The 16,329-nt window shown below is 52.4% G+C and carries 2 protein-coding genes; both read right to left on the minus strand.

Annotated elements, in window-relative coordinates:
- Window positions 1-183: 183 nt before the first annotated feature.
- Complete coding sequence (locus tag EDC32_RS07110) at window positions 184-10,773, minus strand: non-ribosomal peptide synthetase (RefSeq protein WP_132220847.1); 10,590 nt, start codon at window positions 10,771-10,773, stop codon at window positions 184-186.
- A 168-nt stretch (window positions 10,774-10,941) separates the two neighbouring features.
- Entirely contained in the window at window positions 10,942-16,320 is a 5,379-nt protein-coding gene (locus EDC32_RS07115; protein WP_246026863.1) for a non-ribosomal peptide synthetase, read from the minus strand.
- Between the last annotated feature and the right edge of the window lie 9 nt (window positions 16,321-16,329).

The raw sequence follows: 16,329 nt of genomic DNA on the forward strand, positions 1-16,329 counted from the left end.
AAGTCCTATGGGCGTGCTTGCAGCCACGGCAACGCCTCTCTGATGCATAGGTTTCTTTAGGGCATGTCTTTCCGCATCGCTGTGAAAAATAAATTTGTTTATGATTATAGTGCCCTATCACCGCGTTGTCAACCATATTTGTTTACTTTAGCGGGCAAGTGTTAAAACTTGCCCGCCATCACTTCACTTAATCAACACTTTACTTCGGCAGTGGTCGATAATCCGTTCCAAGTTCCCTTTGTAATTCGCGGCGAACCGTTCCATCGTCTCCCGGTAAAATAGGGTGCTTTGATAACGGATCAGGATGAGGAGTTCGCCGTTCTCCACAAAGATGTTGAAATCCATTTTGTAAGGCCATTTGGTGAGCGGATTGATTCCTTGCCCCACAGGCATTTCAGACAAACGATACTCTTCTTTCTCCATATCCCGCACAAATTCACCTTGATAGTTAAAGTTGATCTCCGCTCTTGGTGGCAGGTGCAACGCTTGTTTGAGAGCAGGGTCCGTCAAATATTTCATGATGCCATATCCCACACCTTTATGGGGAACTTGGCGCAAGGCTTCTTTCACTTTGTCGATGGTGCGTCTTAAATCCCTTTGATCCGCTTCCAATATGACCGGATAAATGGAGGTAAACCAACCGACTGTGCGGGTGAGGTCCACACCCTCGATGATTTCCTCCCGTCCGTGTCCCTCCAGATCAACGGCGACCTTGCCTCCGACCCATTCCGATACCGTTTGTGCCAAGGCAGCCAGCAAGAGGTCGTTCACCTCGGTTTGATAGGCGCGATGCGCATGTGTGAGCAACTCTTTGGTTTCCTCAGCGTGCAGGCGCATGGTGATCGTGTGCAAGTCTTGGAATAAATACGTTTCCTCCCCGCGCTTGTCAATGGGTAGTTTCGGCACCCGTTCATCCGCCATCCGCTCCCAATATGCACGCTCTTTCAGGAATTCCGCAGAGTTGGCATAGTGGGACAATTGATGGCTCCATTCTTTGAATGAAGTCGTTTTGGCCGGCAAAACAATCTCCTTGCCCGATAGCGCCTGTTCATAAGCACTGTCCAAATCCTCAGAGATGATCCGCCATGATACTGCATCAATGACCAAGTGATGGATGATCAGAAGCAGATAATCCCCATCATCCGCATGAAAGACGGCAAGCTTGACCAAGGGGCCCTCTGCCAATTTGATCGAACGATGAAGACGATTCGCTTCTTGTTCGATGCGTTTGGCTATGTTCGCCTCCCCAGCTAAGTTAAATTCCTCCAAGGTGAAGTGCACCCCGTCGCGTCCGCGGTTAAAGAGGCGAATGCGTCCCTCCTCCCGCCAGCAAACCATCCGCAACGCATCGTGATGTTCAGTGATTTTGGTGAACGCTTTGCGCAAAGCGGCTGTTTTCCAGCCCTCTTCCCGCTTAAGGATAATCGCCATGTTCCAATGGTCAACCGTTTCGTTCATGTCAAAAATCCAGTGCTGAATCGGAGTTAACGGGACTTCGCCGACAACAAGATCCTGTTCAGACTCCGTCTCCAGTGTCCGTAACGCAGGAGCCAACTCCGCAATCGTCGGATGCCGGAAGAGATCCTTTAAGCGCATTTTCAGCTGGTGCTGTGCCAGGCGGGCCGCCACCTGCATCGCTTTGATCGAATCACCGCCCAATTCAAAAAATGGATCGTGCACACCAACGCGCTCGATATGGAGCACTTCTTGCCACACCTCGGCCAGCACACGCTCCACCGGGGTTCGTGGAGGCACATACTCCCGCAACGCGTTTCCCGTTTCCGGGATGGGCAAAGCCCGCTTATCCACCTTGCCGTTGGCCGTCAGCGGAAGTTCAGCCAACTCCACAAAGTGAGTTGGCACCATGTAATCAGGCAATTCCCGGGCCAAATGTGCCCGCAAATCTTCGATCAGGCAATCATCAGACGTCGTGTAGTAAACGCACAATTCCTGTCTCCCATCGGGCATGGTCTGTGTGAGCGCAACAGCCTCTTTCACCGCCTCATGCTGCAACAGACTCGCGCTGATCTCTCCCAGTTCGATTCGATATCCGCGAATCTTCACCTGATCATCGATCCGCCCCAGGAATTCCAAGCTCCCATCTGGCAACCACTTGACCAAGTCTCCGGTCTTGTAGAGTCGCTCACCCAAGTCAAACGGACTTTCGACAAACTTTTCCGCTGTCAGCTCCGGAAGATGCAGGTATCCCCGAGCCAGACCGACGCCGCTGACGCACAGCTCACCTGGAACGCCGATCGGTTGCAACTGATGGTGCTTGTTTAAGACGTAAACACGGTGGTTGTCAATCGGCTTCCCGATTAGGATCGGCTCATCTGCTTTCAGCTCACAGCTTGTCGTTACCACGGTGTTCTCAGTAGGTCCGTAATTGTTGATGACGGCATATGTTTGCGGAACCATCCGTTGCAATCGGTCACCGCCGACAAGCAACGTTTTCAGAGTGCTGTTGGGCAATTGCATGAATTGCTCCGCCACTTGGGTCGGCAAAAAGCTGATCGTCACTCCTTGTTGTTCCATGTAGCGATTGAGGGCTTCTATTTCATAACGCAATTCCTCGTCAATGATGATGAGGGCCGCTCCCGCTACCAAAGTGGGGAAAATCTCCCAGACGGAGGCGTCGAAACCGACTCCGGCATATTTGGTCATCCGGTCTTCTTCCGTCACATGGAACCGGCGGTTATGCCAAGTAATCAGATTTACTAACGCTTTGTGCTCCACCATCACACCCTTTGGTTTACCTGTTGAGCCTGAAGTATAAATCACATACGCCAAATCATGGGGGTTATGTGACAGTGCCAGTTCCTCTCCTGCACCTTTGCCATAATCAAAGGCACCCAAGTCTAATTGCCGGACGCTCGCCAACGCGGGAACGTCGCCATGCGTCAATACGATTTCGGCCCGGCTGTCCGCCACCATATAGCGAATGCGTTCTTCCGGGTATTGCGGGTCTATGGGTAAATAAGCGGCTCCCGCTTTCAAAATGCCCCAAATGCCAATAATCATCTCGATAGAAGGCTTCGTGAGCAAGCCTACGATCTGCCCCCGAGCAACCCCCATTCTATGAAGCTCACCAGCCACCAGATTTGCCCGCCGGTTCAACTCACGGTAAGTGATCCGCTTTTGCCCATGGATCACTGCGGTTCGGTCGGGAACCAGGTTTACACGTTCAGCAAACAATTGCGTAACAGTGCGATGATGTGGATAAGGTGCTTCCGTTCGGTTAAACTCGTACAGCACTTGGGTTTTCTCCGTCTCTGTCATCAATTCCACCTGACTGATTAGCAGTTCCGGCTTTTTGGCTACTTGCTCCAAAATATGTGTAAAATGCTGTGTCATGCGACGGATAGTTGCTTCAGCGAACAAATGGGTGCTGTACTCGACGCTCCCTTCCAACCTTTCTCCTTCCGCAATCACCCAACTGAGATCAAATTTAGCTTTTTGCCAACCCCACTCAAATGGTTGGACTTCCAAATCCGGCAACGACAAGTGGGGAGCTTCCAAGTTTTGCACGGCAAAAACCGTGTCAAACAGTGGATTGCGGCTCATATCCCGTCTCAGCCCCAGCTTTTCCAACAAGTCTTCCATGGGGTAGCTCTGATGTTCCATCACATCAAGCACCCGCTCCTTCACGTGATTTACTAGCTGGCGGAACGATTGATCCTCCCGCACTTGATTGCGAATCGCCAGCGTGTTGGCGAACATCCCTATGATCGGCTTCATCTCGGCATGCGTGCGCCCGGCCAGCGGGGTGCCGACAACGAAATCATCTTGCCCTGTATATTTGTTAAGCAATACGTGGTACGCCGCCAACAGCACCATATACAAGGTCGCACCCGTTTGGCTGGCCACCTTGCGTAAGTTTTCGGTGGTGTCAGCATCTAAGCGAAAGCCGAAACGCTGTCCTTCAAAACGTTGCACGGGTGGACGCGGCCGGTCAGTCGGCAGCTCCAAGACGGGCAAGTCCCCTGCAAACATCTCGAGCCAAAACGCTTCATGACGGCGGCGGGCCGCTTGCGCCGATTCACTCTCCTGCCATACGGCAATATCTTTAAATTGCACCGTGGGAGCTGGCAACGTTTCACCTTGATACAGTTGCATCAGATCACGAACCAAGATGTTGACTGATACCCCATCACTGACAATGTGATGCAAGTCAAGCACCAGCATGTGTTGATCAGCATTTAACCGGATTAAGCCGACTCGGAACAACGGTGCCTCATCCAAGGCAAACGGGCGAACGAATCGCCGGAGTTCAACCTCGGCTTCCACTTCGTCCTGCGCTTCCATCCATTCAATCGCGAAAGGCACGTGGGTGTGAACCTTCTGCTTCAATGCCCCACCGATCAAATGGAACGAGGTGCGCAAGCTTTCATGCCTTTCTATTAACTGCTGGCACGCCCATTGCAATCGCTCCTCTTGGAGTTTGCCATTCAGGCGGAACGCCAACGGCATGTTGTACCCTGTACCTACTCCTTCGAGTTGGCTCACCACATATAAGCGTTTTTGTGCGGATGTGACAGGATAATATTCCTGCATTGGCGCCACTGGAATCGCTTCTTTCACATGGGCCCGACCATGGATGAATTCCGCTAACTCCTTGATCGTGGGATGCGCGAATAACTCCCGTAACGAAAGATCTACCCCCCACTCTTCTTGCAAGCGGGCCGTCAAAGCCATCGCTTTCAACGAATGTCCACCCAAGGCAAAGAACGAATCAGTGCGGCTAATGTGCTTTACCTGTAACAACTCTTGCCAGATAGCTGCCAATTTCTGCTCTGTAGGAGTGGCTGGTGGCGTGTACGCTTCGGCTTCAGAATCCCCACACGGTTCCGGCAGGGCCTTTTTATCCACTTTGCCATTGACCGTCAGCGGCATCTGTTCCAATGGAACCCAATGGGAGGGAATCATGTAATCAGGCAATTCTTGCGCCAGATGTGCCCGCAACTCGGCGATGTCGCAAGCTTCTTCCAATGTGAAGTAAGCGCACAGCCTTCTTTCTCCATCGGTCCCTTCCCGTGCAAGCACTACCGCTTCCCGAATCGCCGGGTGCTGCAAGAGTCTAGCCATAACTTCTCCTAGTTCAATCCGATATCCCCTGATTTTCACTTGCTCATCGACCCGGCCGATAAACTCGATCTGGCCATCAGCCGTCCACCGTACCAAGTCTCCGGTTTTATACATTTTTTCCCCCGCCGCAAACGGATTGTCGACAAACTTTTCCGCGGTCAGGTCAGGACGATGCAGATAGCCGCGGGCCAAACTCTCCCCGCTGACGCACAACTCTCCGGGCACACCGACCGGTTGTAACTGGCCGTCGCGATTGATGACATACACCCGATTGTTGGCGACCGGCTTGCCGATGGTTATCGTTTCGCCCGGCTTTACCTGTCCGCTTGTCGTCACCACTGTATTTTCCGTCGGACCGTAATTGTTGACGACGACATAGGGGCGCGGCTCCACTTGTTGTAAACGGTCTCCACCGACCAACAATATCCTTAAGGAACGGTTTTCCAAGCGCATGAACTGTTCGGCCACCGGTGTGGGCAAAAAGCTGATCGTGATCCCATTTTCATTCATATAACGGTTTAAACCGATCACATCATGGCGCAGCGACTCCTCAATCACATGAATGGTCGCCCCTGCGATCAAACTGGGGAAAATCTCCCAAACGGAAGCATCGAAACCGAGACCCGCGTACTTGGTTGATCTGTCTCGCTCCGTCAATCCAAATTCCCGCACATGCCAGCAGGTGAGGTTGACCAGCGAGCGGTGTTCCACCATCACCCCTTTGGGTTTTCCGGTTGATCCGGAAGTATAAATCACATAGGCCAAGTCGGCAGCTTTATTGACTAGGGGCACGGATGGTACCTCTTTGCCTGATAACTGTAATTCATCCAACGTCAAAACCGGTGCGTCTTTGATCCGTTCCTTGATCCCCGCGTGCGTCAACGTAAACGGCACTCGGCTATCCTCCAACATGTACTTGATCCGCTCCGCCGGATACGCCGGGTCGATCGGCAAAAATGCGGCCCCCGCTTTCAATACACCCAACATGGCCACAAACAGATCAAGTGATGGAGAGAACATCAATCCGATGATCTGCTCCCGTTGCACGCCCCGGTCACGCAACAGCTGCGCTAATTCATTGGATCGCCAATCCAGCTCGCGATAGGTGAGTGACTCTCCCTGGTACACTACCGCCGCACGCTCCGGCGTGCGCAACGCTTGTTTCACGAACAATTGATGAATCGGTTTGTCTTGCGGGTAAGAGTGAGTCGTCTTATTGAAAGTCCCTAGCAGAAGCTCTTTTTCCGCTTCGGTCACCAATACGATGTCCTGCACGCGCATCTGTGGTCGTTCCACGATTTGCTCAATGATATGGATGAAATGACCGATCATGCGCTGAACCGTTGCCTCCGTAAACAAATGGGTGCTATACTCAACGGTCCCTTGCACTTGCTCGCCTTCTGCCACCACCCAACTCATGTCGAATTTCGCCTGTTTCCACTCCATTTCAAGCGGCGTCCATGTCAATCCAGGCAAAACGAGTGCGGACAAGTCCATGTTTTGCACGGCAAATAGTGTGTCAAACAACGGGTTGCGGCTTAAATCGCGGGCAAGTCCCAGCTTTTCCACCAATTCTTCAAACGGGTAGTCCTGATGTTGCATCATTTTCAACACGCGTGCTTTGACTTGGGCCAAAAATTCCGCAAATGTCTGCTCAGGCTGGTGTGTGTTGCGCACAGCCAGCGTGTTGACGAACATACCGGCTACCGGTTGCATGTCTGCGTGGGAGCGGCCTGCGATGGGGGAACCGATGATAATATCTTCTTGCCCGGTGTATTTTGCCAATAGCACATGATAAGCGGCCAACAGCAACATATACAGGGTAACATTTTGCTCTTCCATCAATCGCTTGAGTTTACGCGTCAATTCCGCGTCCAGCGCAAAGGTCACATACGCCCCATCAAACTGTTGCACGGGAGGACGCGGGAAATCGGTCGGCAATGTCAACACCGGCAACTCTCCCGCCATTTCCTGCAGCCAAAACGCTTCGTGACGCTTCCACTCGGCGCGCACCGCATCACTTTGTTGCCACACAGCAATATCTTTGTACTGCAACGGAAGCGGGGGCAGGCGCTCCCCTTCGTAGAGCCGCACCAAGTCTTGGAACAAGAGATTCATCGTCACCCCATCGGCGATCATATGGTGCAAATCCATCACCAGCACAGCCCGCTCCGGTGCAAGGCTGATCAGCCCTACTCGAAACAGCGGTGCCCGATCCAAAACAAACGGCCTGACGAACGCACGCAACTGATCCCGCATTTCCTCCTCAGACCCCGCCGTCATCTTTTGGATCACAAATGATACGTCCTGATGTACTTTTTGTTTTAGTTCCCCCTCCACCAGATGGAAGGAAGTGCGCAAACTCTCGTGCCGGGCGATTAACTGGCCGAAAGCCCGCTCAAGCCGCTCCACTTCAATACGCCCCTGCAAATCGAAAGCCATGGGCATATTATAGCTGACACCCGATCCCTCCAGCTGGCTGACCACATACAACCGCTTTTGTTGGGAAGATGCGGGGTACCACTCCTGCGCGGGTGCTGGTTTGATCACCAGCTGTTCTGATTCCCGGCTTGCCTGCACATAGCTTGCCAGATCTCTTACCGTCGGCCGCGCGAACACTTCTTGGAGCGGCAAATCGACACGCAGTCGCTTATGCACTTGTGAAGCCAAAATCATCGCTTTCAGCGAGTGCCCGCCCAATTGGAAGAAGTTTGCCGTCACACTGACCCGCTCCAGATTCAACACCTCTTGGAAGATCTCCGCCAAGCTGGCTTCCAGCTCATTCGCTGGGCGGACATAATCGGCTTCAGTCCGCAAGCTGTGCGTGGGCTTGGGCAAGGAACGCTTATCGACTTTCCCGTTGAACGTAAGTGGTAAATCAGCGATCTCCACAAAATAATCTGGCACCATGTATTCCGGCAATCCAGCCTGCACATGCTGGCGCAATTCGGACATTTCGCACGGCTCTCCCAACATGACATAGGCACATAAGTATGAGTGACCGTGTTCATCTTTGTCTGCGATTACAACGACTTTTTCTACTGCGGGATGCTCAAACAATTTGACTTCGATTTCACCGAGCTCAATACGGTGGCCGCGTATTTTCACCTGGCCATCCATCCGATCGATGTACTCTATGTTGCCGTCGGGCAACCACCGCACCAAATCCCCGGTACGGTACATGGTTCTGCCCGGTTCAAAGGGGTCAGGCACAAACCTTTCCGCGGTAAGCTCCGGCCGGTTGAGATACCCCAAAGCCACTCCGTCGCCGCTGACGCATAATTCACCAGGCACACCAATCGGTTGCAACTGATTGGATTTGTTCACCACATAAAGTTTGGTCGCATTGACAGGCTTACCGATGGGGACCGTTTGCTGCTCCAGCCAGTACGGTTCACACCGATACATGGTCGCATACACCGTGCCCTCAGTGGGGCCGTAGGCATTGACAAGGCGATCATTGCCCAACACCGCCAACGCTTTGCGCACATGCTTAAGCGAGGCTTTTTCCCCACCAAATATCAGCTTCCGCAAATCGGCGAGGGCAGAGACGTTCAGATCGACAATGGTGTTGAACAATGCCGTCGTCATAAAACAGATGGTAATTTTCTCTTCTCGAATCAATGCCGTTATTTGATTCAAATCAAGCAAAACCTCTTTGGGCGCCAACACCAATTTTGCGCCGTGAAGCAAGGACCCGAATATATCAAACACGGATCCGTCAAAGGTGAAGTTGGCGAGCTGTAGCATGGCATCTTCAGCGGTGATATCTACATCCCCCGTCTGAACGATCGTGCGTACAACGTTGTAATGGCATGAGATGCTCCCTTTGGGCGTCCCGGTAGAACCTGATGTGTAGATCACATAGATCATGTCCTCCGGCCCGCTCATAAGCGGGAGGTTGTCCCCCTCTTCGCCGGCCCAGACCTTTTCGTCAAGGATAACAACATCTCCCATGAAAGCGGGCGGCAAACATAGATGCGGCTGTTTCACAATCAAGGAAATATGGCCGTCATCCAGCATGAATTGGATGCGTTCTTCCGGATAATTGGGATCAATCGGCACATAGGCGGCACCGGCCTTAATAATTGCAAACATGCCGATGATCATCTCCAAAGAGCGCTCTGCCATGAGGCCGACCAGCTGGCCTCTCACCACCCCACGTCTGCGTAGCACGCGAGCCAAGCGATTCACCTCGGCATTCAGCTCCCGATAGGTCAGCTGACGGGTGCCCATCTTGAGCGCGACATGGTTGGGTGTCCGTTCAACCTGCTCTTCAAACAGCTGTTGGACCGGTTTATGCTTGGGATAAGGCCGCATTGGCGGATTGAAGTCAACCAGCAACGTCCGCTTCTCCTCTTCGGTTACCACTTCGATCTCATTGATCGGCAGGTCGGGGCGCTCCACCACTTGTTTTGCAATATGTGAAAAGTGCCGGAAAACCTGGTCGACAAACGCCGCAGTGTAGCTCAACCCATTGTAATGAAACAGGATCTGGCATTTTTCTCCGGGGACTACGATCACGTTGAAATCATAATTGGTTTTGTCGAACGTGCTGTATGCCCCGCAGATGTCAAACCCGATGTGCTCCCGGTGTTTTTCGAAAACCGAACGGTCAAAATCATAGTTTTCGAAAACCATGATATGATCAAACAATTGCTCTTTCAGTTCGGTTCGCTCTTGCACTTCCGCTAGAGAAAGGTAATCAAATGCCTCTTTGTCGAGAGAAGCTTGATGCACCTCTTTGGCTAATTCGATGAAACGTTGAGCCCCCGCCCCTTTGACGCGAACAGGCACCGTATTGATAAACAAGCCCACAATGCGCTCGATATCGTGAATCTCTTTATTGCGACCCGACACAACCGCACCGAACAAAGCATCCTCTGTATCGTTGTATTTCTGCAGCAGTATGCCCCAGATGGTCTGAAACAAATTGTTCAACGTGACATGCGACGTACGGGCCAATTGATGCAACCCTTCGGTCAACGCCGGATCAAGCTGATACGAGGCCTTTTCCAACCGGTAATCTTGCGGCTTCTCCTGCCCTTGCCGAGGCACCCCCGTGCGCTGATCGAAGCCAGCCAAATAATCTTTCCAATATGTCAAAGCCTTTTCTTTGTCTTGCTTTTCCAACCAACGAATGTATTCCCGATATGGTGTGACCCGTTTGGTGGGAACCGGCTGCCCTTGTCGCAAACGGCCATACGTTTCAAACAAATCCTCCAGAATAATCCCCATACACCAGCCGTCCGTCAGGATGTGGTGGCTACTAAAAATGATGTGATGGCGCCCCTCTCCCATATGGACGACGGTCACACGCCACAAAATATCTTTGGACAAATCAAACGGTGTTTCTTGATCTTGGCGGAGCAGCTGGGAAAATGCGCTGGTACGCTCCGATTCCGGCAGATGGGACAAATCCCGCACACCTATTTTGAATTTCCTTTCCTTCAACACAACTTGGCGCGGCTTCGTCATTCCTTTATATACAAAAACGGTACGAAACACCTCATAACGTTGAATCAATACGTTCATGCTTTTTTCTAACAAAGCGGGATCCAAGTCTCCCTCGGCTTTCATGACCATCTGCAAAAAATACGAATTCCCTTGGTCATATAAGGAATGAAACAACATCGCCTCTTGCATTGGAGAAAGGGAGTATATATCCGCCATATTTTTCATATCCATCTATATCACCTGCGCTGTCGCATAAATGAATTCCGCCGTCGGTGTCCCCTTCGCGCACGCGGACACCGACAGCGGTGATGTGTTATTATTGCTGGGGCTTTCCGCACCCGCTTGCATTAGAACGTGTTCGGCGCATCACACTGGTACTGGCCTGTTCATCAGCACGTTCTAATCGAGATCCAACTCTGCCAACAATTCTGTGATCTCTTCCACTTCTTCAAACGTCAAATCATTGGCACTAAAGTCGCTTGGCGTATATTCACTCTCTTCTTTGTTCAAGCAGTGGGTGATGATTTCGCGCAACCACCACAGGAACCTGTCAGCCAATCTGGTAATGGTTTCATGCCGATGTGCCCCCGTATGATAGTGGAAATGTACCGACAACTGTTGTTCCATCACGATGCCCACAATATTTAGGAGATGTGGGATTTCAGACAAGGGGCTTAGTTCATCCCCTTTAGGCATGGGCGATTGAACGAACAAATCCGTCGACATCTCTTGGTCAAACTGTCCCAGATAGTTAAAACTCAACTCAGGTTCCATGTTGAAAGGTACATCGTGTTTGTGCGAAGGGGCGGTCAAATAGCGCAAGATGCCGTAACCCAAGCCTTTATTGGGAATTTGACGCAATTGTTCTTTCACTTGCTTGATGGTGTCCGACAATTGCTCCGATTCCACCTCGATCACCACGGGGAACGTAGATGTGAACCAACCCACTGTTCTCGTCAAATCAAGGTCTTCGGCAATTTCTTCCCGACCGTGCCCCTCCATGTTGACCGTCACGATTTTGCTTTGGTTCCATTCGCTGATGGTCAGAGCCAACGCCGCCATCAGCACGTCATTTATTTCAGTGTGGTAAGCGGCATGCACTTCCGTCAGGAGCTGTCTGGTTTCCGCTTCGGGCAATGTGACCGTCACCGTCTTGCAGCCGTTGATCGTCAACGGTTTATCCACCGGAAAATCTTTGGGCAAGGCAGAAACGGGCTTCTCCTCAATCTGGCGCCAGTATTCCTTTTCTCGCAACAACTCGGGACTGTTGGCGTACTCCTCCAATTTATGGCTCCACTCTTGAAACGAACTTGTTTTCGGCGGTAGCTGAATCGGCTTGCCTTGCATCACTTGTTGGTAAGCCGTGGCAAAGTCTTCCATCAGAATACGCCAAGATACTCCGTCAACCACCAAGTGGTGAATGCTGATCAAAAGATGATCTCCCGACTTCGTCTTAAACAAACCCACCTGCATCAATGGTCCCTCTACGAGGCGATGCTGCCGTTGCAATCGTCCGGCTTCCCGCTCGATGCGACCTTGAAGATCCAGCTCCTGTGACAGGTCAAAGACGGTGAAGGCAAAATGGTTTCCTTCCAAACCACGGTTGATCTGCTTCAAGCTCTCCCCTTCTTGGTGATAAACCATGCGCAATGCATCATGGTGAGCAACCAACGCTTGGAGCACCTGCTTCACCGCATCCGCATCCCAGCCCGTTTCCCGGTATAGCATCATCGCTTGGTTCCAGTGGTGCGCTTCGGTAAATTGCTTATCGAAAAACCACCGCTGGATTGGGGTGAGCGGCACCTCTCCCGTAACCGGCCCCCACTCTGCCGCATGTGTCTCCAACCATTGAACGCGCGTAGCCAGCTCGGCAATCGTCGGATATTGGAATAGATCATTGATTCTCACTTTACAACCATGTTGCTTCAAATAGGCGACAACTTGAATCGCTTTAATGGAGTCTCCACCCAACTCCAAGAAATGGTCTTGGGTACCAATCCGTGCAATCCCCAGCACTTTCTGCCAGCACGTTGCCAACAACCGTTCGATATCGGTAGCAGGAGGAACATGGTCTACCCCTGTCTCCGATGGTTCCGTCGGTTCAGGCAGGGCACGCTTATCCACTTTGCCGTGCGGGGTGAGCGGAATCTTATCCAGCAGTATAAAATGGCTTGGAATCATGTAATCCGGCAATGCATACGCCAAGTGTTGCCTTAGCTCCGCGACGGTCCATGGACCCTTCTCCGTGAAATAAGCGCAGAGATAGGAATACCCACGTTCATCTTTCCTGGCTATGACCACCGCTTCATGGACAGCGGGATGCTCTAACAACCGTGTAGTCACTTCTCCTAATTCAATCCGATGTCCACGGATTTTCACTTGGTCGTCAATGCGGCCCCAATATTCGATGCTGCCATCCGGCAACCAACGGGCCAAATCCCCCGTTTTGTACATACGCTCACCCGGGACAAACGGGTTTGGCACAAACTTCTCCGCCGTAAGATCAGGGCGCTGCCAATAACCACGGGCCAAACCCGCTCCGCCGATGCAAAGCTCGCCCACAACTCCCACCGGCAACAATTGATGTTCGCGATTTACGATATAAACCTGTTGGTTTTTGATTGGCCTTCCAATCGTCACTTTGTCCATATCCGGTGTGAGGCGCGCCAATGTCGCGCAGACGGTTCCCTCTGTCGGCCCGTATTCATTGATAAACGTACGTCCCTGCCCCCATGTTCGCACCAAATCCATCGTGCAAGCTTCTCCCGCGCTGATCACTGTTTTCAGATCTGGTAATGCTTCATAAGGCACGGTGCGCAATACAGAAGGAGGCAATGCTGCAGTCGTGATCCGGTTTCGCTTCAAATACTGCGTCAATTCGCCCAACAGGATGTCACGATCCTCAAAGTAGAGGGTCGCTCCCGTAAACAAAGCGGGGAAGATTTCGGCCACTGAAGAATCAAAGCTAATCGAAGCAAATTGCATCACCCGGCTGTGTGGTTCAATTTCCCGCAATGGGCCCAGCAGGCCAAGGTTGCACAAACTACGATGCTCAATCATCACTCCCTTGGGTTTGCCGGTCGAACCGGAAGTATAGATCATGTAGACCAAATCGGTCGGCTCGTTAACCGGGGTCAGATTGGAATCGTCTTCAGCATAGGCTTCATCGGCTACGATCACATGGCCCCGGTAATTGCCAGGAATTTCTGTCCCGCGATGAACCAACAACCATTTTGCCTGACTGTCTTCAAGCAGATACTGAATGCGGCTTTCAGGGTATTCAGGGTCGATCGGCAGATATGCGCCGCCCGCTTTCATGATCGCTAACATGGCAATGACACACGCATGCGACCGTTTCATCATCAACCCGACAATCTGGTCACGAGTCACCCCTTGCGCCCGCAACACCCGAGCCAGTCGGTTGGCGCGCTTGTTCACCTCGCTGTAAGTCAGCGCCTCTTCTCGATACACAACGGCCAATTGTTCGGGTGAACGTTCCACTTGCTCTTCAAACAGCTGGTGAGCCAACGCCCGGTCACGGTAGGGCGCCTGAGTGGCATTAAATTGGTTGAGAATTTGCATTCGCTCCGCTTGGGTTGTCAGTTCAATCCTGTCGAGCGTTATGTCCGGATCATTCACAATCTGTTCCAATATGTGCAGGTAGTGGCCGATCATACGCCTTACCGTCGCTTCCGTAAACAAGCTCGTGCTGTATTCCACCATTCCCGTGAGGAATGTGCCGTCGGTGAAGAGCCAGCTCAGGTCAAACTTCGAACTATTCCATTCCAACTCATCCGGCGTCAGTGTCGCTCCGGGCAACTGCAAGACCGGTGGGGAAATGTTTTGCATCCCGAGCGTTGTGTCAAACAACGGCGTCCGGCTCATGTCACGTTGTCCACCCAGCTTTTCAATCAATTCCTCCAGCGGGTAATCTTGGTGTTGGGTCGCCAGCAACACCTTTTCTTTGATTTGCGCCAAAAGCGATGAGAAACTTTCCCGCAACCGGGGCTGGCTACGAATCGCCAACGTGTTGACAAACATCCCCACGATCTCATGTGTGTCCGCATGTGAACGACCTGCCACCGGCGCCCCCACGATCACATCTTCTTGACCGGTATACTTGGTCAGTAACACCGCATAAGCGGCCATCAATGCCATATAGGGCGTTGCTCCCCGTTCTTCCGCCAACTGCTTCAATTTGCCGCTTAATGTTTCATCGATGGTGAAGGTGAGATAACTCCCCTCAAAGCGTTGTACCGGCGGGCGCGGAAAATCAGCCGGCAATTCCAAAACAGGCAATTCCCCAGACAATTCCCGCAACCAGTAAGACTCATGCACACGCTTGGCTTCTTGTGCAGCCTCTGATTGTTGCCACACAGCCACATCCTTGTACTGCAACCGTAGCTCCGGTAAGTCCTCGCCTTGATACAATTTGGCGAAATCGGCAAACAGCCGCTCCATTGAAACGCCATCCGCAGCAATATGATGCAAATCCCACATCAAGAAGGCTTCCCCCGCGTCCACACTGACCACTCCGACTCGGAATAAAGGTGCCCGTTCCAAGTCGAAGGGGCGGATAAACGCTCGCATGATTCGTCTGGCATCCTCTTGATCAGCGGCTTGCTCATACTCTATGGCAACAGCCGCTTCTTGATGAACCTGCTGTACCAATTCGCCCTCAAGGAGATGGAACGAGGTGCGTAAGGACTCATGCCGTTGCACCAGCTTGGTGACCGCCTGCTCCAGTCGCTCCAGATCAAGCTGTCCCCTGACCCGGAAGAAATACGGCATATGATATCCCGTACCGACCCCATCTATCTGTTGAAGCGCATAAAGGCGCTTTTGCGCAGAAGTGACCGGATAGTGAGCAGCTGGCGGTGCGGGGTTGATTTCCCTATGCGCATTGTGATCCAATTCCGACAAATATGCCGCCATTTCTCTTACGGTCGGGCGAGCGAAAATTTCGCGTAGCGGCATCTCCATGTTCAACTCTTTATGGATCTGAGCCGATAACGACATTGCTGTCAACGAATGCCCGCCCAATTCAAAGAACCGGTCATCAATGCCCACGCGCTCCTTCTGTAACACTCGTTCCCAGATGCGGACCAGTGCTCTCTCCAAGTCTGTCGTTGGCGCCGCATACACGCGCTGGCCACTGATGTCCGGTTCGGGCAACGCCCGCTTGTCAACCTTGCCATTGGCGTTAACCGGCAACGCGTCCAGGCCGATGAAATAGGTTGGCACCATGTAATCCGGCAATATGCGCGACATGTGCTCTCGCAATTCCTCTTCCGTCCATTCGCCTTCCGCCGTGAAGTATGCGCACAAGTAGGTTTGGCCCGTTTCGTCCGTTCTGGCCGTGACGATCCCTTCCCGTACTGCAGGATGTGTCAACAACCGGTCGGTCACCTCTCCCAATTCAATGCGGAACCCGCGCACTTTGACTTGCTCATCCATCCGCCCCAGGAATTCGAGAGTGCCATCAGGCAACCAGCGCACCCGGTCTCCTGTCCTGTACATTCGCTCCCCGGGGGCGTATGGGTTGGGCACGAACTTCTCCGCCGTCAATTCTGGGCGGCCCAGGTAGCCCCGTGCCAAGCTCTCGCCGCTGACGCACAATTCACCCGGCACACCAACCGGCACCAATCGCCCATCTGCTCCCAGCACATACACCCGGTTGTTGGCGATCGGCTTTCCGATCGGCAATACCTCCATGCCCGGCTTCACCTCTATGCTGGTGGTGACAACCGTATTCTCTGTCGGGCCATAGTTGTTCACTACCCGGTA

The sequence above is a fragment of the Laceyella sacchari genome, assembly GCF_004343255.1.
Taxonomy (GTDB): domain Bacteria; phylum Bacillota; class Bacilli; order Thermoactinomycetales; family Thermoactinomycetaceae; genus Laceyella; species Laceyella sacchari.